Origin of the sequence: Bacteroides xylanisolvens (genome assembly GCF_018289135.1) — a bacterium.
Classification (GTDB): Bacteria; Bacteroidota; Bacteroidia; order Bacteroidales; family Bacteroidaceae; genus Bacteroides; species Bacteroides xylanisolvens.
In genome coordinates this window covers 3,645,640-3,669,061 of the sequence record NZ_CP072216.1, presented here as the reverse complement: position 1 = coordinate 3,669,061, position 23,422 = coordinate 3,645,640, and the positions used below count along the sequence as shown (strand labels likewise).

The following is a 23,422-nucleotide window of genomic DNA, read 5'->3' as shown; positions in this document are numbered from 1 at the left end:
AATGCCGGTTTTTCCTTTAAAACCAACGGACCGTTCCTTTAAAAGGAACGACCCGTTGCACACCGAGGAATGACCTCTTCCTTTTAAAGGAACGGACGGCTCCCTAAAATCCATCGTGCAAAGCTATGCCTAATATTCTGATTTTTCAAAAGAAAGAATAGCGGTATTCTTTGTGTTATGTAAAGAAATATTATAAATGATATACATATCTAATTTATGCGTATGCATATTGGAGATATGTAATAAAAATATACTGATTACTATAACGTGTATTTTAACTATATTTATCAGATAACTATTCTTAAAGTGGAAAAACTTTTTATTCCATTTCTTGTTTCTTGCGTAACAGGCGGAAAAATAGTTCTGATAAGTAAGGTGAACTTCGTACTTTTACGTCTCAAACAAAAAAAGCAAAATATGATAACATCAGTGAAACTTATGCTGAACAAGAGCAGGATATTGAATAATGGCAGTTACCCTTTAGTATTTCAGGTGATCCACAATCGGAGAAAAAAGTTACTGTATACAGGCTACCGGATGAAAGAAGAAGTCTTTGACGAGTCGGAAGGGAAGATTATGAATGGTGTAGGCTCTACTTTTACGGCTACAGAGGTCGTAAAAATGAACCGCGAGCTACGGAAGATGCGGAATCAGATTGATACACGGATCAGGCAGCTTGAACGGACAAGAGAAGAATTTACAGTGGAGGATATTCTGACTCAAAATGCTTTTGGTACAGGAAAAACGCAGTTTTATTTATTGCGATATATCAATGCGCAGATTGAGCGTAAGCAGGAACTGAAGAAAGTGGGAATGGCTGCGGCCTACAAGAGTACCCGTTCGTCGTTGGCAAAATTTATAGGTCGCCCTGATGTGCGGATGTCGGAGGTTGATTTAGGGTTCGTCAAGAGATATGAGGATTTCCTGTATAGTAATGGTGCTTCCGGCAATACGGTAAGTTATTATCTGCGCAACTTGCGCTCTTTGTATAACCAGGCGGTAGTGGACGGTTATCATCCCCGTGGCGAATATCCGTTTGCTAAAGCGCAGACCCGTCCGGCGAAGACTGTAAAACGTGCTTTGTCACGGACGGATATGCAGAATTTGGCGGACTTGAATTTGGAGAATGAACCAGAACTGGAATTTACCCGCGATCTGTATCTGTTCAGCTTTTATGCGCAGGGAATGGCTTTTGTCGATATTGTCCTTTTGAAGAAAACCGATATTTGCAATGGTGTGCTGACCTATTCCCGTCATAAGTCGAAACAGTTGATTCGTATAGTGGTGACTCCGCAGATGCAGGGCTTGATAGATAAATATAAGACAGAAAATGAGTATCTCTTTCCGATAATCAGCGGTGAATATGCTTCTGGATACAAACAGTATCGTTTGGCGTTGGGCCGTATTAACCGGCATTTGAAGAAAATCGCTGTTGTAGCTGATATTGAAGTACCGTTGACGACATATACTGCACGCCATACCTGGGCTACCCTCGCACGTGACTATGGAGCTCCGATTTCTGTGATTAGTGCCGGACTTGGACACACTTCGGAAGAAATGACACGCGTCTATTTAAAGGATTTTGATGTATTCATGCTCAATCAGGTGAATAGCATCGTTACAAACTTATCCAAATGAAATAATTATTTGTAATATAATCTGTTGAAAATTAGAATATATCATATTTTTATTTATCTTTGCAATATTGTAATCTATTCCGTAATAGAGATGCATATTAAAAATACCTTTGTTTCTTAATATATTTCACGCTGCAAAGTAAATGAAATTTTTCATTATTGAATTTATCATAAAGTCCAATAATTTATTCATTTTGTACAGATAGAGATAATAATGGCTAACTCGTTTGATTGGTTGCCTGACATTGCTCTATCAGTTGTTTGGGGGTACATCCGAAATGTTGTTTGCAGTAACGGTTGAAGTTACCTTGCGAATCAAATCCCAATTCTTCAATGATATCTTTTATACATACTCCCGGTTTCGTCATTTTTTCCAATATTCTTTGGTTCTTTTGTTTCAGCATCCACTGTTTAGCTGTCATACCAAACACTTCATTGAATTTGATAAAAAAACAGCTTCTTCCCATATTCGATAGTGAGATAAGCTGCTCTATATTATCTACTTTGGTATGATTGTGCATGACAAAATCTTTAAAATCCACTTCTTTTCCGATAATGGGGTGGAATAATGCTGCAATCTCCTGTTTTTCATAAAATCCTCGTAAAAGAAAGAAAAACTCTCGTTGCATCAGCCCGTGTAAGTGTGCGCAACTCATTCCGTTTTTGATGCAGTGAGTTAATACCTCGAGAAATAGTGTTAGTGGATAGCGTATTTTAATTGGTGAAAAGTCATATTTAATGTTGTTGCATACATTTGATAAAGACTGTAATATGAGCTTGTCACAGTTCTCTGCAGGTATATCGAAAAACATGGAGAGCAGGCTTGAATCGGTTTCCGCAAATCCTTTTAGCCGGGAAGAACGAGGGATGAGTATCATTTCTCCGGCATGAAACAGCTTGTTATGAAACTGGTTGCAACAAATGGTGAAATCGCCTTTCAGAAAGAACAGAAGATAATTTTTAGTTGTATTATCTTCTTCAAATGCTGCATTCTTGGCGAATTCAAGATATTTGAATCCGGTTTCAATCGTTGTCATGTAGTTTTGACATGACTGATGTTCTTCAATGTACAAAAGTTCGCTTTTTGTATGTTTTGTTTCCATGGCAATAACTGTTTTGATTGTTTAGTCTGTTACTTATCTGTTTGTTTCACAATTGTTTCAGTATCTATTTTTTTAATGAATTATATATCAGAATAATATTATTTATTTTGTTTGTTATGATTCATTATATTATGATATTGAAACATTCTGTTATTAGTTTCTGTAATATAATTCGTTGATAATTAAATGTTTATTATTTATGTGTAATTATGCATCTCTATTACGGAATAGAGATACATAAGAAATAGTTTGAAAAGACTGTATAAAATGAATGATTGTATAAGAAATAAAGCCGGCATACTTATTGGTCTATTTACTTTGCTAGGATGTTTTGCGGTTAGAGCACAAGATATAGCAGTAAAAACGAATTTACTTTATGGCGGGTTGTCACAAACACCAAACATAGGGGTGGAATGGGGAATATCTCCCAAACTGACTGTTGACTTGTGGGGAGTCTACAATCCTTTTCCTTTGGGTAAGAATGGTTATGGTTCCAACAATAGAAAAATGAAGCATTGGTTGATACAATCAGAGCTTCGCTATTGGCTTTGTGAACGGTTCAATGGACATTTCTTTGGCGGACATTTGTTTTATGGACAATATAATGTCAGTAATATTCGATATTGGGGACTAGGTGACTTTAGAAGACAGGGAAATCTTGCCGGATTCGGATTCAGTTATGGGTATCAGTGGATTCTTTCACCACATTGGAGTATAGAAGGGACATTAGGGATCGGCTATGCACACCTGCATTATAGTAAATACCCGTGTAAGGAATGTGGTAAGCGTTTAAGCGTAAACAACCGTAATTATTTAGGGCCTACACGTGCCGCTGTATCTATCATATATTTACTTAAATAATATCCCAAATGAATAGTTTTCAGATTATAATACTTTCCTTTTTTATGAGTATAACGGTCATGTCAGTTTCCGCTCAAAATAATGATTCGATCAAGATCAATAATTTTTCTATAGAGAAGAATGCTCAAGGTGATTCTGTGAGTTTGAGATTTCATTTGATGATTGCTCCCGGCATTACAAAAGCAAATGATGAGTTGTTGCTTACACCTATATTGATAGATATAAAGGGAAATCACTCTTTTGCTTTCCCTGTCATACGCGTAAATGGCAAAATACGGGAGAAAATAGTTCGAAGACAAAAAGTGCTTCACTCATCAAAAGCAGAGAAAGACTTAATATATACAGTATCCAATCGGCAATGGAATACAATAACATGTTCAACTCCGATGTTAGCCAATCAACTTTGGATATGGCAGGCAAAGTTAGTGTTACGGCGGCAACTTGGAAATTGCTGTATGAAAAAGGAGTTGGATATGGTGGAATTGTTTACGTGGAGCCGGACGGATGGATATTCTATTGTTAAGCCGGAAATAAAGAATAAGGTGGAAATACCGGAAATGTTACCGCATAAATGTGCTACGGAAGTACTGGCTGAAACAGAGAAATTTGTAGAACCCATAGATAACTATTCAGCGGGTAAAAGGATTCTGGCGGGCGAGCAGGAAGGAGCACAGATTGTTTATTTCAAGCTTGCAAAGGCAGAGATAGATAGCAATTATCTGGATAATGAGAGAGTGCTGGAACATATCATTGATGTAATTCGCCGTATTAGTGAAGATCCCGAAGTAGAGATAGCTCGCGTAGTGCTATTGGGGCTTTCCTCACCCGAGGGGGCTTTTGAATTCAATAAACAATTGTCTGGAAAACGAGCTGAAGCGCTGAAGCAATATATAGCCGACCGGATTGCTTTGGCGGATAGTTGCTTTGCGCTTGTGAATGGTGATGAGGGCTGGGAAGAACTACGTTATAAAGTGGAACACTCTGATATGGAATACCGTAAGGAAGTATTGAATATTATTGATTCAGTTCCGATAATGAAAGGCCGTGAGGGACAGTTGCAACGTTTGAAAAGAGGAGTGCCCTATCGTTATTTGGAAGAACACTTCTTTCCGCAATTGCGTCGAGCCGGATACATCAAGGTGTATTACCGGATGAAAAATGGAACCATATAAATCTCAATATATAATTATTTATTTTTTAATCATAAGACAAAAATGAGAAAGAATTATTTTCTAATCGGAGTATTTGCGCTGGCAACAATAACGTTTGCTGCTTGTAGCAGTGAGGACAAGCTAGGTGAAGAAAGAAGCGATGACAATGGTAATACCGAAGTCATAGAGGGAGAGCCTACTTGGGCGAAGTTTACATTTAAACTGGGCAAAGATGGTGTTGTAGCACGTGCAACGGGTGACACACATGAAGGTACTACTACAGAAAAAAACATCAAAAATCTGCGGGCTTATATCTTCAATGAGTCCGGTAGCTTTGAAGCAAAGACGGATAATGCTACTGTAGATGAACATGGCACGGAGCACACTGCTGTATTGAAACTAACTTCCGGTAAAAAGAAAGTGTATGTAGTAGCTAATATGCAGGACGACTGGATTACGTCTACCACTACAACTGCTCAATTTGAAGCTGTTACTTTGACACATTGTACGAAAGCAGGACGTATTGCCCATACCAAAGGTGTAGAAACGGCAGTTGCTGTATCGCGTGTCGGTAATTTTGATAAAATATCCGGTAATGGGAATGCGGCGACCAATGGTTTCCTGATGGCAAATGTATTAAAGGCAACCGAATACACATTATATCCCGGGATTTCTGCTGAGGATTGTTCGAAACCGGCGTATGATAGTTCGGCGGAAATGAAGAAAAACAATCATTTGGAGGTGTTCATATCCCGTGCTGCTGCTAAGTTGCAGGCTACTTATGTAAATGCGGATGCTTTGATATTGAAAGATAGTGAAAGTAATACATTAGGCAAATTACTTACTCCGACTTTTACGGTTCGTAATCTTCCGGTTCAGAGCTATATATTTCTGCATAATCATGTTGATGGTTTCCTTACGCCGTTCTATACAATGACTAATACTAGCTCTACATTTGCAGATTTCGCTAAATATTATGACGAGGTGAATGAGCCTAATTTGGATTTGAAAGCAAGTGCTGACGGGGAAGCTATAGAGTCTATATATTTGCCGGAGAACTCCAATCAGACACCGGTAAGGGGAAATACTACTTATGTGTTGGTGAAAGGTGTATTTGCTCCGGCGGCTAATGTGATGATTAATGCTGTTGAAGTGAAAAATGATGGTGGCAATCTTAGTATCGAAAATAAATTAGACGGAACTGATTATACTACAGGAGGAAAAGATGTACCGCCATATTTTATTGTCCCGGAATGGGAAAATCAGATTTATACGGCTCCTGCAGACTTTAGTGGAAACTTGGCAAACTATGGCTTGGGCATGATTTTAAAGACTTATTTGAATAAAGCCGGAAAACAGAAATGGTTAAATGCAGTAGACGAGGGAAGTGCTGTAGACGAAGGTGATATAGAGAATTCTGTAAGTGTATATTATGGAAGCTCATTCTCTACTTCTGAAGGTATTTATTCAGTTGTTACCATCAAGAAATATTCGCATCCCAAGAATGCACTACCGGGCTATAAGGAAAGTATTGAAGGAACAATACGTATTTTTCAGTACACCGGAGGTACTTGTTATTATCGTGTGAATGTTGAAGATAATATGGACGGAAAGACGGAAGCCAACAACCTGTTCTATTCGGTAATGCGCAACCGTTTTTACAATGTAAATATCTCAAAAATTACTTCAATCGGTTATCCCGATGATGAAGATGTTACCGTGGACCCGACAGATCCCATCAACCAGAAAACGTACATGCAGGCACATATCACAGTGGAACCATGGACGAAAGTTGAACAGGATGCAGAACTGGGAATGTAATTGCTATTAGTCTGCCGGTTCATTAAAAATAGATTTTAACGGATTCTTTTGCCGGGGCATTGTCCCCGGTAAAAGAATCTAAAATCCCTCTCAATAACAATTTAACATGCATAGTACATTTTACCGGAAAAGAAGGATGGTGGCATACATATCAATGCTATTATGGCTTATTACAGGATGCGTTAATGAAGATTTTTCCGATTGTCCGCAGGGAAGTTTCCAGGTGGCTTTCGAATATGTTCATCACACGGACAATACTTGTCCCGATCGCTTCAACATTGACGTACAGCAAATAGACTTGTATGTATTTGATGCAGCCGGATGTTTTTTGAAATGTATAACTCGTAAAGGGACGCCTTTCCCGAAAGAATTTCGGATTGACCCGGAACTTTCTGCCGGTAGCTATACGTTGGTGGCATGGGGAAACTTGACTGATGAAGTGACTTTACAACCGGCCTTTATTGCCGGACAAACTACGCTTGAGCAAGCGTTATTATCACTCAACGCAGCTGAAGACCGTAGCGTGAATCATAGACTGACTCCTGTTTTTCATGCTATGAAACAAGTAGAAGTAAACGATGTGAAGGAACACACTGAAGTTCTTTCACTTATAAAGAATGAGAATCATTTGCATCTGAATGTGAAGTGGTTTGAAAAAAGCGGAATACCATGTATTCACCGCTGTGCGGATGGCGTGCGTGTCCGTGTACTTGATCCCAAAGGGGCGACCTATAAATTTGATAATTCTGTAGTTGCTTCGGGCAACGAATTGACATATTATCCATATCAGGGCGTAAATAATGATGCATGGAATCAATTTGCAGGCGTTTTTTCTTTGATGCGTTTGGTGGAAGGGGAAAAATTGACGCTACTGATAGAACGTTTGATGCAGGACGGCACAGCCAAAGAACTCTACCGTTCTGACTTAGTCGAACTTATCCGGATGCATCCATATACCCGCATCCAGTCGGAACTTGACCGGCAAGATGTGTATGAAGTAGAAATATCGCTTATAGATGATCTGGACGGTGACACGGATACTTATATGCAAACGGCTGTTACCGTATCAGGGTGGACAATCATATTGCAGGATACGGAAATGTGATACTTTATAATTAAACGAGAGAATGAAACTGAAATTAGTTTATATATATAGCTTCGTTGTGACATTATTATATCTGCTTACTGCTTGTACTGACGGAATAGAAGCATCTTCCGATAGTAATGGCCAGGGGGAAGGCAAGGAAATTCCTGTCAGTATCATGCCGAAACTTGTTGCAGGGGATGAAAATGAGGTATCACAATTGCGTGTTATCATTTTCTCGACACGTACTTCCAATCCTTACGGTCCTAAAGTTTTAGTCAGCAATCAATTGATAGATGTAAATGAAGATTATGTTGCCATTACCTATATAGGATACAATGATATTTATGTGATAGGAAATGAACCGGTAGATCTTTCGGGAATCAATAGCCCTGAAGAATTGAAAAATATTCAGATGAATACGGAAAGCAGCCTGAGTGCTTCAAAATTTGTATTTTTCCGGCAGTTGCTCAATGTGAATGTACGGAGTAAAAATGAGATATATCCGGAAGGGGCATCCGCTTCTGTTTCAAAACTGGAGATAAAGTTGCAACGAGTGATTGCCAAGTTAAGTGTGAAGTTTGACCTTAGTACGGAGATTTGTGAAAATGGAAACCCTACAGGTGAATTCGTTAATCTTGAGTCTATGGAGTTACTTCGTATTCCAAAGTATAGTTATCTGGCTTCCTGTAAATACAGGATAGAAGAGGGGTTTCTAGATAACCGCGTTTTTTCACTAGAAAATAGCAGTGCAGAACAGAATCATTTCACATGGTCATCCGGTGATATATATTTGCCGGAATATCTGCCGATGGATGAGATTTACAGAATGGTATTGCGCATTAAAGGGACATCAAGAGGAATCACCCGTATATATACTTTGCCGATTGGTGATGCGATGAATTCAATTGATTCACATTCTACAGAATGGAATATAACCCGCAACAGGCATTATAGTTTGAATATTAAAGCGATTACCGGTTATGGGGAGGAGTCCCTTGAAGTGAAATCCAACGTTTCCGGATGGTCGGAAGTCAATGTTCCGATTGAAATAACGGGAGCTAGTTTTCTTGCAGTCAACAAAAAGACGGTCGAAGTAAAGTCTTTACGCTTTTACTCGTATGTGCGTTTTGCTTGTAACGCTCCGGTTGAAGTGAAACTTCCCGATGAGGTGACAATCGGTAATCAACTGCAGATGACAATAGAATATGATGACGCGACAAAGAAAAGCGGTCGCGTCGGGTTCAGACGTGGAAATTGGAATACTGGTAATGATATTATATATGTAACTACATTAAAATCGGGTACCGCATCTGTTGAACTTAATCTGCAACTTTATAGATCTGAAACAATTCGTGTCGGAAATAACCTTGTTACTTGGGCTGAAGCCATGGGATATTGGGAAGAGGCTAACTGGATACGTACGGGTATTTATAATGATGAGTTTTATAAAAGAGCCACCCGGGAAACTGGATGTAGAGCATATTATCCTGAAGGAGTAAATGAGAATGATGCAACAAGAGGGAAAGGATGCTGGAGATTAGCTACCATACGTGAAAATTGGGCGATTAATTCTGCTGAAGCATGGTGCATAGAGGAACATGATACAAATGGCAGAAAGGCATATGTAAGTTACGGATCGGGAAATCTCATAGACGATTATAAAGAGAATAAAAAATATCGCTATAACTGTACACTTGATGTTCGTCCTCCTGAACTTTCAGATTTTATAGTCTCAAGTTCAGATGTAACGAATGTCACGAAGGAAAATGCGTCCTCTATATGTGCAAATTTAGGCAGTGGATGGAGATTGCCTACAGGAAAAGAAATGAATTATGTTTTCCTGAATGCCGGAACCAACGGGCTTCCCAATAATTTCTTTTCGGACAGTTATTGGGGAAAGAATGAGGATGGTACTTTCATTGTAGCAACAATGAGTGATCCGGACGGAAGTGCCACGACGGATGAATTGCGAAATGGGAGACATACGGTGCGTTGTGTGAAATTACGTTATCCCCCTGTTGGATAAGAAAAATGATAGATATGATAGTAAAAAAGAAATATATTCAATTAGTCCTGTTTGTATTGCTTTTCTCTTTGGGGGCTTGCAATAGTGATGAAATGTCGGATATTAACGATACAACAGAAGTACAGGAGCAAATGGTTTTGAAACTAAGTGTGCAACAAGAGTCTGTTGTGTATACGCGGGGAACAGGTACCCCTGCCGATGAAGCAAAGGTTGAAAGTATGGATTTTCTGATATTCAATCATGACGGAAAAATTGTTTATCATCAGCATCCTGTATTGGAATGGACTGGAAATGAATATAAGACGACAGTAAACATTCCTTCGGCGACAGGAGAGCATACATTGTATCTGATAGCTAATTATCCGATGGAAGCAGGGACAATACATACTTTACAGGACTTGGAAAGCAGGATATGCACAAGTACGAAAGCACTTGTAAAACCACCCTTTGTAATGGCTACCAGGCGCATAACTCTTTCATCACTCAACATGATAGCTATTCGTAATGCGATGGAAAGTGACGGTAGCAATGGTTTCAGTTTAAAACGGAATGTTGCGAAATTCAGTGTGGGAGTGGCAGACAACAATTTTGAATTGATTTCAATAAATTGGTTGGGTTGTCCTGTGTCAGCCTCTGTATTGGCAGACGTGGATTATACCAGTCCGTCCACTTTGTCCGTCAGTAACCTTGCTCCTTCGTCAAATCCTATTTATCTGTATCAGATTCGGAAAATGGGTTTGGATGCGCATAAAGGATTTCACATCGTTGTACATGGAAAATATACGGCAGCGGATGGGACAGAAAAGGAAGGATACTATAAACTCCGTCTATGTACAATAGATGATGCTACAGGAGAAAAAGTTCCGTTGACTTCAATTGTAGGCAATGATTACTATAAACTGAATATCCGGAGTGTTACGGGATTTGGCGCTAATTCATTCGAGAATGCAGAAAAGAATGGATTTACTAATGATATGGAAGCATTCATGTTATTAGAGTATAATGGTACACATGATTATCAAGAGAATTATTTGCAGAATGGTTATCAGATGGGATTTGAAAATTCCCGTTGGATTATATACAGTAATGAAACCTTGAATTCTTTTGTGTTAGGTCATTTCTACCGGTGCATCCGGGATGAATCATTGGAAGGTTACACCATGTTTGATCCGGATTATCCTAATCTTCAGCGTGGATTGATAACGGTGAAAGCAAATGGGACAGAAATAACGGGGGAAACAGTTTGTAATGATACTTCTGATAATCCCGTCGAGATGGACTTGTGTTTCACGGAATCGAGTGAAGTCGCAGGTACGGAATACTCTTTTACGAGTATTATCCAATATGGTGTTCTACAAAAAACGGTAACTGTTGAACGTCATTCCTCTATCGGTCGGTCATATACAGTGCTTCCTATGTTATATACGAATTACGGGGAAGTGTTCGATTCATGTGATTGGATCGGGATAGCTGAACAACGGCACGAAGGTGCTATTACTTATCCGCAGTTAGACTCTGCTAATGATTACATTTTTGTCCATGTAAAGGAAAATGGCACAGGCAATGCACGTGAAGGAAAGGTGCGTCTGTTTGGTAGGAATGGATATTTTGAACTTCGGATACGTCAGGAAGGATAATTCAAATAGTGTTAAGAGTGAAAGGAGATATGAGGATGAATATATTAAACGATATTTTGGAAAAAGAAGGTGATAATCGAGGCTCTGTTTATTTGTATTGTCTAGAGGATTCATGGAAAGCATTCGGATATTCTGCTTTTTATCTGTCTTTACTTTATCCGGGGATGAAAATCGTGAAATATGATAATCCGGATATTATATGCTTTTTTGTGTGTATATCGGATGACTGTCTGATGGAAATATTCGAGATGAGCCGGATATATGTCGGGAATGAATGTATAGAGATGAAAGTGCCGGAAAGGATTTGCGGTGGAGAAAACGAGTATGTCAAATGGTGTAATGAATTGTGCTTGAACTTGTAGAATTATGAATAAACGAAGATTAAGGTTATTACACCTTTTAAGATTGGTAATCCATCAGAAATATATAAGACTTCTTTATATTACTTTAGGCGTGTTTTTACTTTTATGTACTTGTTCTGCCAATTCTGGTGAATCAAATGCTATGGCAAAGCAACAAAAAGACAGCATACTGATAGAGCGCTTTTGGGATACGTATGATTTTACAGATACTATCCGGTTAAGCAGCTCTGCCACTACCGAAAGGATGTTGGTGGATTATCTTTCTCAATTGTCGGAACTGACAGAGGAAAGGGCTTGTGAAAATATCAGGAGATTGGTGTTGAAGACTAAAGTTAATAAGGTGGTAAACCGTTGGTTTCTACAACGGTTGGAGCATCATCTATATGAACCTGATTCGTCACTACGGAATGATAGTTATTATATTTCAGTATTGGAGGAAGCATTAACATCCGGACATTTAGATGGAATGATGCGTATACGTCCCTTGTATCAATTGAAAATGCTTAAAAAGAACCGGATAGGGATAAAAGCTGCTGATTTTACTTTCATTCTTTCTACGGGAGAATTTCAAAAACTATGGGATGTTTCCGCTAAATATACGTTATTACTGTTTTATGATCCGGATTGTATTTATTGTCGGCAATCAATGATGGAACTGTCTGAATCATCGGTAATAAATTCCTTCTTGCAACATAGTGGACTATCCCTATCGCAACTTGCTCTTGTTACGATTTGTACGGAAGGTGAAATGGATGCGTGGAAAGAATATCAGCAGTCTCTTCCTTCTGTGTGGATAAACGGTTATGATGTCAGGAAGGTGTTGACTGAAAAAGAACTATATTTTTTGCGTTCTCTTCCTTCGATATATTTGTTGGGAGAGGACAAGCAAGTATTATTGAAAGAACCCTCTTCTATAGGTGAAGTTACCGGTTATTTATTAAATAAGTATGATGATATATAATAGTGGCATAGGAAAAATGGAATCATGACTTTTCCGCTGCCTGTGAAGGTAGCCTATTGTTTGTTTTGTTTGTGTGTGCATCTTTTTCCCGGTGGGGAAGAAGGTGCACTTTTTTATTATGATATTTATTAGTTTGAATATATTTGTTTATTTATTATTCTCCCCGGCTATCGGTTTTGTCGCTTTTTCTTGCTTTTCGTCGTTGTCTTATCGTTTATTTGGTTCCTCTATGTCGGTTGCGTATATCTGAAATGCTTTTTAGTACTTTTCTGATGAGGCTATTAGGTGTCGTTTCATCTCCGTGGAAGATGCTGCATCTTTGCATCGTTAACGTTAGCGAAGTGATAATTAAAACAGTATTTATTTAAAAAAGAAAAGTAGTATGGCTATTAGATTTAGAAGGGTGTCTCGCCTGTGTGACCCTACAAATAAAGAAGCAGGAAAGAAAGTGTATCCGGTGATTTCTTATCAGTATGATACGAGTGCAACGTTGGATGAGTTTGCAAAGGAGATTGCGTCTGCTTCCGGTGTCAGCGAGGGTGAAACGATTAGTGTATTGAAGGATTTCCGTACGTTATTGAGAAAGACATTGCTGGGTGGTCGTTCGGTGAATATCGCCGGTCTGGGATATTTTTACCTTTCTGCTCAAAGCAAAGGGACGGAGAAGGCGGAAGATTTTACAATCGCTAATATTTCAGGGCTTCGTATTTGTTTTCGTGCCAACTCGGACATTCGTCTGTTTACCGGGACGACTACCCGTTCGGATGGATTGAAGTTCAAGGATTTGGATCATATTAATGATTCGGGTAGCATTGGTGACGGTTCTGATGATGGAGGTGAAACTCCGGATCCGGATGGTGGTTCGGGTGGTAATGGTGAAGCACCGGATCCGGCAGCTTGATTCATAGGTCGTTGAGAACTGTCTGGTTTGTATGGAATGGGGCTTCGGCCTCATTCTTTCTTTATAACTACGTAAAAATATAAATATGCAAATAACTACAATCCTTGCTTTTATTACCGCTATGGGTGGTTTGGAAGCTGTGAAATGGTTAGTGAGGTATATCACTTGCCGTAAGACGGATGCACGGAAAGAGGAAGCGTCCGTGAACAGTATGGAAGAAGAAAATCGCCGTAAAAAGGTGGACTGGCTGGAAGAACGGCTGACTCAACGTGACGAGAAGATAGACGGGCTTTATATTGAACTTCGCAAGGAGCAGGAAGAGAAGATTGACTGGATACATAAATGTCATGAAGTGGAGTTGATACAGAAGGAGTCGGAAGTGAAGAAGTGTGAGATTAGAGGGTGCGTGAAGCGTATGCCACCTTCGGATTATTAACTGGTGCGTTTGAACTAATAATGAATTATCATGAGAAATATAGATTCTATCATAGTACATTGTTCGGCTACGAAAGCCGGGCAGGATTTTACTGCTGCGGATATTGACTGTTGGCACCGGGAACGTGGGTTCAACGGTATCGGGTATCACTATGTGGTCCGTTTGGATGGGAAATTGGAAAAGGGGCGGGATGTTTCTCTGGCCGGTGCTCATTGTAAAGGTTGGAATGAGCGGAGTGTCGGGATATGTTATATCGGTGGATTGGATGCGAACGGGCGTCCGGCAGATACCCGAACGAATGCTCAAAAACGGGTGCTTTATCAGATTATTATGGATTTGCAGTGGGAATATAATATTCTCCAAGTGTTGGGACATCGGGATACTTCACCGGATTTGAATGGTGACGGAGTGATTGAACCTTATGAATATGTGAAGGTTTGTCCCTGTTTTGATGTGAAGGAGTTTTTGAGGAGTGGGAGGGAGTTACTGTTTGTGTTGTTGGTGGCTTTGGTTGTGCCTGTATTGCTGTCGGGATGTAGGAGTAAGAAAGAGGTGATAAATAGGGAGAGTGAAGTTAGGGTTGATTCAAGTTTAAATAGTAGCTCCGGGAAAAGTCTTGTTAAAAATAAGGTTGCTTCAGAAAAGGATTCGGAGGTGGTAGAAGAGCATATCGAACAGGTGGTGTTTGTGTTTCCTGTTGATACGCTTGGATTGAAGGCTGGGATGATGGTGAAGACTGTGGTGGATAGGAAAAACGTTAATGAAAAACAACTTCTTCAAGAAGTGAATTCACAGTCTGTGAGTTTGTCGGATATGAGTTCTAAGACAGAGATTCATAAAACGGGAGTTGAGAAAACTACTAATAGGATAATCGGAAGTGGGTATTGGTACGGGATTATTTTGCTGGTTTTAGTTATTGTGTGTTGGATTTATAGATCGATGAAAAAGGCTATCTGATTCCTTATCAGGCAGACGGGAGTGAATTAGTAAAAGTAGGGGTAGAATTCAGTGCGGAAAAAAGAAATATAGACCGATGGCTGTACTAATCGATAACCATGTTGCTAAAGAATTTATAGAGCCGTTTGAGATTGTTCAAGCGGCTCTTGTTTTGCGGGTAGTTCTTCTTATCGTTTGTTTTAAATCCAAATCACAATCTCTATTTCTTTATCAGTTGTGATCTTTTCCTTTTTTCTGATTTCCGCTTTGAGAGGAAGTAAATAAGTATCAAGTTTGGTGTCAAACCAGATTGCGGTTTCCCATTGGGTATTGCCGATTTTGGCCGTCATCTTCAACCGTCCCCAGCCTTCCTCTAAGAATCCGAGATTCTCTCTTATTTCTTTGGACATCTCTTTCGGCAGGCAGGCTATGTGTCAACCGCCCGTTCCAACGGTCGATGAGTAGTTCCAAACTTTTGTGGTAAACTCGTATTTTATTCCCTTATTTTCTATTGTACAAAAATAGAAAATAATAGGAGATTAGCTATAATTTTTTCTTTTAATTAATTTTCGATGTTTGTTTGAATACACATCTATTATAGGAATTGGCAACTGGGCAAAGTGGTAGAATAAGTCAAAGTTAACTTGTGCATAGCCCTTGTGGTTGCCACATAAAGCATACTTTTATCAATATTGGAATGATAGTTCTTGTCATTTGTTTGCGGAATGATTACTTCGTCAAATTCCAGTCCTTTCGCCATATGGGCGGAAGTGATGATAATCCCTTTCACATAAGCAGAACTTTGATTTGACAAAAGTGAGATGTCGTTTGCATATATCTGGAGTTTTTGAACAAGTTCTTTTGCTTGGGATTCTGTTTTGCAGATGATCCCTAATGAGGTATAATGGGAGTTCCTGAAGGAGTTTACTAAATCCGCAATACCTTGGATCTCTTCTTCTGTACTTTTGAATGGAAGAATCTTGGGGTGTTCTCCATGTCTCATAATCGGTTCTAATTCATTGTTCGATTGAATTTTTTGTGCAAAACTGGTAATCTCAAAAGTAGAACGATAGCTTTTGCAAAGTTTCATTATTTCTCCTGTTACAAATGCTTTTTGAATCATACCGGCAGTGGAAGATCCATAAGGATTGACGGATTGGGAAGCGTCTCCAAGAATTGTTTTTCGACACGGATAAAGTTTTTGAATCACTTTGTATTGTATGGGAGAATAGTCTTGCATTTCGTCTATCAGAAGATGTTTGACATAAGATTGGGCGTTGTTCCCATCTAATGCGATATGCAGATAAGCCAAAGGAGCTAAGTCCGCATACTCCAGTATGCGATTTTTGCGTGTCTTGAACATCTCCGGTTTTCCGATCCATTCAAAAAAGTCTTTATAGATTTGGAGATCGTTATTGCCCGCGAACATCTTTTTTATCTCTTTCTTTAGTTGGTTTTTCTCCGGAGTGCTAACTGTGAGATTATATTGTAGTTGCATCATCTCCAGAATGTAATCTGTCATAGTCTCAAATCGTTGACGTATGGGATAGCGGTGGAATCGTTTGAACTGTTCGTTAATAAATTCGGCAGGAACGGTGATGTATTTGGTGAGTTTTACGTCTGTTGCTTTGAAATAGTTGTTTTCCATGTAAAGGATGAATTTGTCAAGTAGTGATATAAACTCGAAGGAGGCTTTGTATTGTATTCGTTCGATAAAGTCGGGTGTCGGGTTTTCTAATAGTTCCGTCACTTGGTCGAAGAAATTCTGGTGTTTATATTTGTTGTCAATTACATCCGACAGAATTTGCTCCATGCTGGTTTCGGGAACGGTCTCTTCGCCAAGTTCCGGAAGTACATTAGAAATGTAATCGGCAAATACTTTATTGGGGGAGATGATTAATATGTCTTTGGAAGAAATCTGTCCTTTCTGTGCATAAAGCAGGTAGGCAATACGATGGAGCGCGATAGAGGTTTTTCCTGAACCGGCAACACCTTGTATAATGAGTACAGAAGCGTTTTCATTACGGATGATCTGATTCTGCTCCCTCTGAATTGTCGTGACGATGTTTTTCATTTTGTTGTCGGCATTGGAACATAGTTCTTTTTGCAGAATATCGTCATGAACAGTTACGGAACTTTCAATCATGTACTCCATTTTTCCTTTGCGAATACGATATTGGCGTTTGAGTGAGATCGCCCCGTTAATTTTGCCTGCCGGAGAGGAGTAGAACGCCTCGCCTAATTCATGATCGTAGAACATGCTTGAAATAGGAGCTCGCCAATCGTAAATCAGATTCTTTTTTTGATTGAGGTCATAGAAAGTATGTATTCCTATATAGATTGGACTAACTTGGCTTTTGTCTTTCTTTTCCTGAAAGTCGATTCGTCCGAAATAGGGGATATCCAGTATTTTGCTTAGTCGCCTGCGTTTGTCAATTACATTTTCACCTAATGCAAAATGATTTAAGATGCTTTCTCGCATGGAACGGATTTCGTGGGGATCGATATCCTTGTTCGACCATAGATAATCCTTGTATTCCTGCAGGGTGTCTATATGCTCTTTGACGGAAGTACTGGTGGTGTTAATCGTATCATGGATGGTGGTTATGACTTGCTGTAAATACTCTTTTTCCTGTTTCTCTGTTTGATTGAATATCATAATCTCTTTTTAGTTGTATGATGAAGAATTGAAATTGCGGACAAAGTTAGCTCAACCCATTAAGGGATTAAATAGTTATTTATAGCTATATATGTATCCTTTTTCCTATTTTTGCATACTTACTTAATAAGGAAAAAGATGAATATTCTTGAATTGGCAAAACGTAACCAGCAGAAAGCTTGGGAGATTATAGAGGATACCCGTATTGTTCGGATATGGGAGGGGATTGGTGCCAAAGTGAATCTGGTAGGTTCGTTGCGTACAGGATTATTGATGAAACATCGGGATATTGATTTTCATATTTATACTTCTCCTTTGGATTTGTCTGTCAGCTTTCGGGCGATGGCTGAATTGGCGGAAAATACGTCCGTAAAGAAGATTGAATATACGAATTTATTACATACAGCAGAAGCGTGTATAGAGTGGCATGCATGGTATAAGGATATGGAAGGAGAACTCTGGCAAATGGATATGATTCATATCCAAGAAGGCTCTCGTTATGATGGCTATTTTGAAAGGGTGGCCGAACGCATTTCTGCGGTATTGACAGATGAAATGAGACTGGCTATCCTGAAATTAAAATACGAAACGCCTGATACGGAAAAGATTATGGGAGTGGAGTATTATCAAGCTGTGATTCAGGATGGTGTACGTAGTTATCCGGAATTTGAGGAATGGAGAAGATTGCATCCGGTGGTGGGTGTGGTGGAATGGATGCCCTAGCCAGATTGGATCACTGTGCGGGGAGAAAGATTGCATGTATTAACTTAGCAATCCACTCTCTTGTCCTAAACGAATGGCTTCAATGGAATTCTGTACACCTAACTTCCGTAACAGATTTTGTCGATGAATATTAACTGTATGAATGCTGATGCATAGTTTGTCTGCGATTTCTTTACTTAACAGGCCTTTTTGAATAAGACGTAATACTTCTATTTCCCGATTAGTAAGATTGGTAGAAGGCATTAGCGATAGGGAAGGAGAAAATATTTCTCCATTCTTTAGATTCAGGACGGTACAATCTACGGTTTCAGAGGCTTTTTGGTCGGGTGATATGTCCATGTTTCCTATGATAAGCCATGCTTTACCGTTGCGGTCCTGTTCCAATACCTGATGTCTGCTGGTGACACGTATGTACTGTTGTTTCGCATTGAGCATACGAAAACTGTAAATGTTAGAATAGCTATTCCGTTGCTCAAAAGGCAGGCTATAGATGAATTGGCTTAGTGTGACCTGTAATGCCGCCAGTTGTGCGCGATCATCGGGATGGATGCGCGATTCCAGATAATCACCCTGTCTTTCTAATGTTTCTATCTTGTGGCTGTCGTATCCCAGTAAATCAACAAAATTCGGAGAGGCGTAAGCATATTTGCATTTATAAACATCAACAACAAATGTACAGTTACGACCCATTTTCGAGAGTTGATGAAGCATGGATTTATCCCGCTCCCATACGGCATAGTCAATGTCGGTAGCAGATAGATGCTGCTTTGCCCACATTTCTTCTCTAGTTGTAGTGTTTAGTTTCATTCTCGGATATATTTGTTGGGTGTATCTTAATAATTGTTCTGGAACAAAAATAGATATATTATGGGAAATGGTCAAGAATGAATGAGAGAATTGCTAATTGTGACTGTTTTGTGTGATTGACATGCTAACAAATGATAATAATTGAGCTTCTATTGAAAAATATAGAATAAAAACATAGTTATCTAATTTATTGTGTTACCTTTGTTCCCAGAGTTTGAGTTACGAATCATTATTGTGTAGTTCTTCTTTTTAATATATTATTAGTAAGTAGTCCTCTTCTGTAATTATCCTCCTCACTCCAAAATAGTATTTATTTTAATAAAATTTTTAGATGAACATTTACATTTCAGGTTTAAGCTATGGCACAACTGATGCCGACTTAACAAATTTATTTGCAGAGTTTGGAGAAGTTTCTTCAGCCAAAGTTATTTTTGATAGAGAAACTGGTAGATCCAGAGGATTTGCTTTCGTAGAAATGACGAACGATGGAGAAGGACAAAAAGCAATTGATGAACTGAATGGAGTTGAATACGACCAGAAGGTTATTTCAGTAAGCGTTGCACGCCCTCGTACTGAAAGACCGTCAAACGGTGGAGGCCGTGGTGGTTATAATAACTCTAGAAGATATTAATATCCGAATAAAAGCAGAAGATTCTGTCTTCTGCTTTCATTTAAAAGCTGTTTCCGTTTCATGATTCAACGGGGGAATCTCTACTGAATAGAGAAGACGAAAAATCATTTTACATTTAAGTTCTGCTAATTCTGGCTCTTCTATGCAAAATTAGGAATTTCTAATCCTGTACTTTCCATTCTGAAAATAGATTTATTAGGCTTTTTTGTAATACAATACTCTTGAAATAGCCAAGGGCATATAGTTTAATAAATTATCCAACAAGGTAAATCATTCGTGACAGAACCAAATATTGAGCACTTGAATAAAGTATGCTCACTTCTATCTGTCTGTTTTGCCAATACAAAATAAAACATATGAAATCGTTCTTTATAGGAAATATTGAAATTAAAACACCTGTTATACAAGGTGGAATGGGAGTAGGAATCTCACTGTCCGGTCTGGCATCAGCAGTTGCAAATGAAGGCGGAGTAGGCGTTATATCATGTGCGGGTTTAGGATTGTTATATCCCAAGGGAAAAGGCTCTTATCCGGAGAAATGTATAAGTGGACTGAGAGAAGAAATTCACAAGGCACGTACAAAAACAGAAGGTATTATTGGCGTAAACGTCATGGTTGCTTTATCTAATTATGCCGATATGGTGCGTACTGCGATTGAGGAAAAGATAGATGTGGTATTTTCAGGTGCGGGACTTCCGCTTGATCTGCCGTCATATTTGACCCCGGAAAGTGTAACCAAGTTAGTTCCTATTGTATCTTCTTCAAGAGCTGCCAAGGTTATTTGTGACAAGTGGCAAAAAAACTATAACTATCTGCCCGATGCAATTGTGGTGGAAGGGCCTAAAGCCGGTGGGCATTTAGGATTTAAAAAAGAACAAATACAGGATCAGCATTATGCTCTGGAAGCATTGATTCCGGAAGTGGTGATGATTGCATCCAGTTATAAAGAACAAAAGCAGATTCCGGTGATTGCTGCCGGTGGAATTTCGACAGGTGAGGATATAGCACATTTTATGGAATTGGGAGCTTCCGGTGTGCAAATGGGGAGTATTTTTGTTACCACCCTTGAATGTGATGCTTCAGAAACATTCAAAGAAGTATATATTCATTCCAAGTCCGAAGATGTTCTTATTATAGAAAGTCCTGTCGGGATGCCGGGAAGGGCTATTGATGGAGAATTTATTCACAATGTGAATAATGGTTTGGAGAGGCCTAAAAGTTGCTCATTCCATTGTATAAAGACATGTGATTATACAAAAAGTCCTTATTGCATTATTAAGGCTCTATATAATGCAGCCAGAGGAAATATGAAAAAAGGCTATGCATTTGCTGGTAGCAATGCCTTTCTCGCAGAAAAAATCAGTAGCGTAAAAGAAGTAATGGCTACACTGGAACGCGAGTTTTTTTTAGCAACCCACAGACTGGCTTAATGATTGAAACTCTGCTTTTTCATGATTGAAATTGTCCGGGTTTCCCACTATATATAAAACTAATCGCTGTTTGAGTACAGCAAAAATAACATTTATGACATTTAAAGAATTAAATATAACCGAACCGATTTTAAAAGCAATTGAAGAAAAAGGATATACAGTACCAACTCCCATTCAGGAAAAAGCGATTCCGCCTGCACTGGCAAAAAGAGATATATTAGGCTGTGCGCAAACCGGTACCGGAAAGACGGCTTCATTTGCTATTCCTATTATACAGCATTTGCAACTGGATAAAGAGGTTGCCAGACGTCAGGGAATTAAAGCCTTGATATTGACGCCCACACGTGAGCTTGCCTTGCAAATCAGTGAATGTATTGACGATTATTCAAAGCATACTCGTATTCGCCATGGAGTAATCTTTGGTGGTGTAAATCAACGCCCGCAGGTTGATCTGTTGCGTAAAGGTATTGATATTCTGGTCGCTACTCCGGGACGTTTGCTTGACTTGATGAGTCAGGGACATATACATTTGGACACTATCCAATATTTTGTATTGGATGAGGCTGACCGTATGCTTGATATGGGATTTATCCATGATATTAAGCGGATATTGCCGAAACTTCCAAAAGAAAAGCAGACTTTGTTTTTCTCGGCAACAATGCCTGATTCTATTATCTCCTTGACTAAGTCTCTGCTGAAGAATCCGGTGAAGATTTACATAACACCGAAATCGTCTACTGTAGATTCTATCAAGCAGCTGGTGTATTTTGTTGAAAAGAAGGAGAAAAGCCAGTTGCTTATTTCGATCTTGTCGAAGGCGGAAGATCAGTCAGTACTTATCTTCTCACGTACTAAACACAATGCTGATAAGATTGTGAAGATTCTGGGTAAGGCTGGAATTGGCAGCCAGGCTATTCATGGGAATAAGAGCCAGGCGGCAAGACAGTCTGCATTGGGCAACTTTAAATCGGGAAAAACTCGGGTGATGGTTGCCACTGATATTGCTTCCAGGGGGATCGATATTAACGAATTACCTTTGGTTATCAACTATGATCTTCCGGATGTTCCCGAAACCTATGTGCACCGTATTGGGCGTACAGGAAGAGCAGGGAATATGGGAACTGCACTTACGTTCTGTTCGCAGGAAGAACGTAAACTAGTGAATGATATTCAAAAGTTAACCGGTAAGAAACTCAATAAGGCTGATTTCACTATTTGAAGGTAAGCACTTACATTATTTATTCATTAAAAATATAGTATAAACTAAATATTATTTCTATGGCAAAATCCATGACAGTAGGTAAACGTGAAAATGAAAAGAAAAGAATCGCTAAGCGCGAAGAAAAATTAAAGAAGAAAGAAAATAAGAAATTATCGGGCAGCTCAAACAGCTTTGAAGATATGATTGCTTATGTTGATGAGAACGGGAGAATAACCTCAACTCCTCCGACAGAGAATGTCAGAAAAGAAGAGATCAACCCGGATGAAATAGTTATAGCAACTCCTAAAAAAGAGGATGAAGAGCCAACTATTTTGAGAGGACGGGTTGAGTTTTTTAATGAGTCAAGAGGATTTGGTTTTATTAAAGATCTTTCCGGCGTTGAGAAGTACTTTTTTCATGTAAACAATGTCGTTGGTAATATTGCAGAAAATAATATCGTAACATTTGATCTTGAACGTGGAGTGAAAGGGATGAATGCAGTCAATATCTCGTTGGAAAACAAATCTAAGCCGGAAAATTTAGCTCAAACAGAATCTGTATAAGAAGATCTGCATTCTGCTTGTGTATAACAAAAAACAAAAAATAATAATTTGAGATATGAAAAAAGGTAATATAATGCGTGATGTTATTTCATCCAGTCAGTTTACTGCAAACGTGATCAAGGAGTACAAAAAAGGTTTGGGAGATGTAGTGCTGGTAGCAATAACTCCGCGGACTACCATTGAACTTCCTGCACATTTGACTCAAGCAGAAATAGATGCTCGTATAGAGATTTATAAAAAACTACATAGCTCCAAAGTATAGGTGTTTGTAGATACAAAAAGTAAGGTAATAAAAAATCCCTTGAACTTTTAAAGTTCAAGGGATTTTTTATTACCGAATCGATTGTGGTGCCACCAGGAATCGAACCGGGGACACAAGGATTTTCAGTCCTTTGCTCTACCAACTGAGCTATGGCACCTTGTGGTTGTTCGGTCCGGTAATATCTCTTTTGCGGTTGCAAAGGTAGTGAAACTTTTGGATTCTGCAAG

The 23,422-nt window shown here is 39.0% G+C and carries 22 protein-coding genes and 1 tRNA gene; 18 read left to right on the top strand and 5 right to left on the bottom strand.

Features of this window, described 5'->3' with window-relative positions; genetic code table 11:
- The first annotated feature begins 417 nt into the window (after positions 1 to 417).
- Positions 418 to 1,638 (top strand): site-specific integrase, encoded by a 1,221-nt coding sequence (locus INE92_RS15605; RefSeq protein ID WP_195436204.1) that lies wholly within the window; start codon positions 418 to 420, stop codon positions 1,636 to 1,638.
- A gap of 217 nt (positions 1,639 to 1,855) precedes the next feature.
- Here the strand turns inward: INE92_RS15605 and INE92_RS15600 are convergent, their stop codons facing one another.
- Positions 1,856 to 2,740, bottom strand: a complete 885-nt coding sequence (locus INE92_RS15600) for a helix-turn-helix transcriptional regulator (protein ID WP_008774569.1) — start codon at positions 2,738 to 2,740, stop codon at positions 1,856 to 1,858.
- Between the two features lie 267 nt (positions 2,741 to 3,007).
- On the opposite strand from INE92_RS15600, the gene INE92_RS15595 reads away from it, so the two are divergent.
- From INE92_RS15595 to INE92_RS15545, 11 genes are all read left to right on the top strand, one after another.
- A complete protein-coding gene (locus INE92_RS15595) occupies positions 3,008 to 3,601 on the top strand; it encodes a DUF3575 domain-containing protein (protein WP_008026259.1) in 594 nt (197 codons plus the stop codon).
- 8 nt (positions 3,602 to 3,609) lie between these two features.
- Entirely contained in the window at positions 3,610 to 4,773 is a 1,164-nt protein-coding gene (locus tag INE92_RS15590) for a DUF3868 domain-containing protein (protein ID WP_055236053.1), read from the top strand.
- A gap of 42 nt (positions 4,774 to 4,815) precedes the next feature.
- Positions 4,816 to 6,573: an Mfa1 family fimbria major subunit gene (locus INE92_RS15585; RefSeq protein ID WP_121960134.1), complete on the top strand. Its 1,758-nt coding sequence runs from the start codon at positions 4,816 to 4,818 to the stop codon at positions 6,571 to 6,573.
- A 106-nt stretch (positions 6,574 to 6,679) separates the two neighbouring features.
- Entirely contained in the window at positions 6,680 to 7,678 is a 999-nt protein-coding gene (locus INE92_RS15580) for a FimB/Mfa2 family fimbrial subunit (RefSeq protein WP_229096924.1), read from the top strand.
- A 22-nt stretch (positions 7,679 to 7,700) separates the two neighbouring features.
- Entirely contained in the window at positions 7,701 to 9,686 is a 1,986-nt protein-coding gene (locus tag INE92_RS15575) for a hypothetical protein (RefSeq protein ID WP_195436206.1), read from the top strand.
- A 5-nt stretch (positions 9,687 to 9,691) separates the two neighbouring features.
- Positions 9,692 to 11,323 (top strand): fimbrial protein, encoded by a 1,632-nt coding sequence (locus INE92_RS15570; RefSeq protein WP_195436208.1) that lies wholly within the window; start codon positions 9,692 to 9,694, stop codon positions 11,321 to 11,323.
- A gap of 35 nt (positions 11,324 to 11,358) precedes the next feature.
- Positions 11,359 to 11,685 (top strand): hypothetical protein, encoded by a 327-nt coding sequence (locus tag INE92_RS15565; protein ID WP_229077587.1) that lies wholly within the window; start codon positions 11,359 to 11,361, stop codon positions 11,683 to 11,685.
- Positions 11,686 to 11,827: 142 nt separating this feature from the next.
- A complete protein-coding gene (locus INE92_RS15560; protein WP_032812131.1) occupies positions 11,828 to 12,646 on the top strand; it encodes a DUF5106 domain-containing protein in 819 nt (272 codons plus the stop codon).
- A 382-nt stretch (positions 12,647 to 13,028) separates the two neighbouring features.
- Entirely contained in the window at positions 13,029 to 13,547 is a 519-nt protein-coding gene (locus tag INE92_RS15555) for an HU family DNA-binding protein (protein WP_004310610.1), read from the top strand.
- An 85-nt stretch (positions 13,548 to 13,632) separates the two neighbouring features.
- Positions 13,633 to 13,983, top strand: a complete 351-nt coding sequence (locus tag INE92_RS15550; protein WP_004296148.1) for a hypothetical protein — start codon at positions 13,633 to 13,635, stop codon at positions 13,981 to 13,983.
- A gap of 30 nt (positions 13,984 to 14,013) precedes the next feature.
- A complete protein-coding gene (locus INE92_RS15545) occupies positions 14,014 to 14,940 on the top strand; it encodes an N-acetylmuramoyl-L-alanine amidase (RefSeq protein ID WP_195436212.1) in 927 nt (308 codons plus the stop codon).
- Between the two features lie 179 nt (positions 14,941 to 15,119).
- On the opposite strand, the gene INE92_RS15540 is transcribed toward INE92_RS15545, so the two are convergent.
- Positions 15,120 to 15,341 carry a DUF1905 domain-containing protein gene (locus INE92_RS15540; RefSeq protein ID WP_287644247.1) on the bottom strand — a complete coding sequence of 74 codons (222 nt, stop codon included), beginning with the start codon at positions 15,339 to 15,341 and terminating at the stop codon, positions 15,120 to 15,122.
- A gap of 173 nt (positions 15,342 to 15,514) precedes the next feature.
- The gene (locus tag INE92_RS15535; protein WP_015531689.1) at positions 15,515 to 17,578 is read right to left on the bottom strand and encodes a HelD family protein; all 2,064 of its coding nucleotides are present in this window, start codon (positions 17,576 to 17,578) and stop codon (positions 15,515 to 15,517) included.
- A 138-nt stretch (positions 17,579 to 17,716) separates the two neighbouring features.
- Between INE92_RS15535 and INE92_RS15530 the strand changes: the two genes are divergently transcribed.
- Entirely contained in the window at positions 17,717 to 18,301 is a 585-nt protein-coding gene (locus INE92_RS15530) for a hypothetical protein (RefSeq protein ID WP_008645051.1), read from the top strand.
- A gap of 39 nt (positions 18,302 to 18,340) precedes the next feature.
- On the opposite strand, the gene INE92_RS15525 is transcribed toward INE92_RS15530, so the two are convergent.
- Entirely contained in the window at positions 18,341 to 19,108 is a 768-nt protein-coding gene (locus INE92_RS15525; protein WP_195436213.1) for a LuxR C-terminal-related transcriptional regulator, read from the bottom strand.
- Positions 19,109 to 19,439: 331 nt separating this feature from the next.
- Here INE92_RS15525 and INE92_RS15520 point away from each other — a divergent pair, with 331 nt between their 5' ends.
- The 5 genes from INE92_RS15520 (at position 19,440) to INE92_RS15500 (ending at position 23,195) form a co-directional block, all read left to right on the top strand.
- Complete coding sequence (locus tag INE92_RS15520) at positions 19,440 to 19,739, top strand: RNA recognition motif domain-containing protein (protein ID WP_004315028.1); 300 nt, start codon at positions 19,440 to 19,442, stop codon at positions 19,737 to 19,739.
- Between the two features lie 356 nt (positions 19,740 to 20,095).
- On the top strand, positions 20,096 to 21,169 hold the full coding sequence (locus INE92_RS15515) for an NAD(P)H-dependent flavin oxidoreductase (protein WP_032811555.1): 1,074 nt from the start codon (positions 20,096 to 20,098) through the stop codon (positions 21,167 to 21,169).
- Between the two features lie 94 nt (positions 21,170 to 21,263).
- Complete coding sequence (locus INE92_RS15510; RefSeq protein WP_195436218.1) at positions 21,264 to 22,388, top strand: DEAD/DEAH box helicase; 1,125 nt, start codon at positions 21,264 to 21,266, stop codon at positions 22,386 to 22,388.
- Positions 22,389 to 22,447: 59 nt separating this feature from the next.
- A complete protein-coding gene (locus INE92_RS15505) occupies positions 22,448 to 22,933 on the top strand; it encodes a cold-shock protein (RefSeq protein ID WP_008026293.1) in 486 nt (161 codons plus the stop codon).
- A gap of 55 nt (positions 22,934 to 22,988) precedes the next feature.
- Positions 22,989 to 23,195, top strand: coding sequence for a hypothetical protein (locus tag INE92_RS15500; RefSeq protein ID WP_008026295.1), 207 nt, complete (start codon positions 22,989 to 22,991; stop codon positions 23,193 to 23,195).
- Positions 23,196 to 23,279: 84 nt separating this feature from the next.
- On the opposite strand, the gene INE92_RS15495 is transcribed toward INE92_RS15500, so the two are convergent.
- Positions 23,280 to 23,352 (bottom strand) — tRNA-Phe (locus INE92_RS15495).
- Between the last annotated feature and the right edge of the window lie 70 nt (positions 23,353 to 23,422).

Coding starts and splice junctions, on each gene's coding strand:
- INE92_RS15605 (WP_195436204.1), top strand. CDS start 418: ATGATAACATCAGTGAAACTTATGCTGAACAAGAGCAGGATATTGAAT.
- INE92_RS15600 (WP_008774569.1), bottom strand. CDS start 2,740: ATGGAAACAAAACATACAAAAAGCGAACTTTTGTACATTGAAGAACAT.
- INE92_RS15595 (WP_008026259.1), top strand. CDS start 3,008: ATGAATGATTGTATAAGAAATAAAGCCGGCATACTTATTGGTCTATTT.
- INE92_RS15590 (WP_055236053.1), top strand. CDS start 3,610: ATGAATAGTTTTCAGATTATAATACTTTCCTTTTTTATGAGTATAACG.
- INE92_RS15585 (WP_121960134.1), top strand. CDS start 4,816: ATGAGAAAGAATTATTTTCTAATCGGAGTATTTGCGCTGGCAACAATA.
- INE92_RS15580 (WP_229096924.1), top strand. CDS start 6,680: ATGCATAGTACATTTTACCGGAAAAGAAGGATGGTGGCATACATATCA.
- INE92_RS15575 (WP_195436206.1), top strand. CDS start 7,701: ATGAAACTGAAATTAGTTTATATATATAGCTTCGTTGTGACATTATTA.
- INE92_RS15570 (WP_195436208.1), top strand. CDS start 9,692: ATGATAGATATGATAGTAAAAAAGAAATATATTCAATTAGTCCTGTTT.
- INE92_RS15565 (WP_229077587.1), top strand. CDS start 11,359: ATGAATATATTAAACGATATTTTGGAAAAAGAAGGTGATAATCGAGGC.
- INE92_RS15560 (WP_032812131.1), top strand. CDS start 11,828: ATGGCAAAGCAACAAAAAGACAGCATACTGATAGAGCGCTTTTGGGAT.
- INE92_RS15555 (WP_004310610.1), top strand. CDS start 13,029: ATGGCTATTAGATTTAGAAGGGTGTCTCGCCTGTGTGACCCTACAAAT.
- INE92_RS15550 (WP_004296148.1), top strand. CDS start 13,633: ATGCAAATAACTACAATCCTTGCTTTTATTACCGCTATGGGTGGTTTG.
- INE92_RS15545 (WP_195436212.1), top strand. CDS start 14,014: ATGAGAAATATAGATTCTATCATAGTACATTGTTCGGCTACGAAAGCC.
- INE92_RS15535 (WP_015531689.1), bottom strand. CDS start 17,578: ATGATATTCAATCAAACAGAGAAACAGGAAAAAGAGTATTTACAGCAA.
- INE92_RS15530 (WP_008645051.1), top strand. CDS start 17,717: ATGAATATTCTTGAATTGGCAAAACGTAACCAGCAGAAAGCTTGGGAG.
- INE92_RS15525 (WP_195436213.1), bottom strand. CDS start 19,108: ATGAAACTAAACACTACAACTAGAGAAGAAATGTGGGCAAAGCAGCAT.
- INE92_RS15520 (WP_004315028.1), top strand. CDS start 19,440: ATGAACATTTACATTTCAGGTTTAAGCTATGGCACAACTGATGCCGAC.
- INE92_RS15515 (WP_032811555.1), top strand. CDS start 20,096: ATGAAATCGTTCTTTATAGGAAATATTGAAATTAAAACACCTGTTATA.
- INE92_RS15510 (WP_195436218.1), top strand. CDS start 21,264: ATGACATTTAAAGAATTAAATATAACCGAACCGATTTTAAAAGCAATT.
- INE92_RS15505 (WP_008026293.1), top strand. CDS start 22,448: ATGGCAAAATCCATGACAGTAGGTAAACGTGAAAATGAAAAGAAAAGA.
- INE92_RS15500 (WP_008026295.1), top strand. CDS start 22,989: ATGAAAAAAGGTAATATAATGCGTGATGTTATTTCATCCAGTCAGTTT.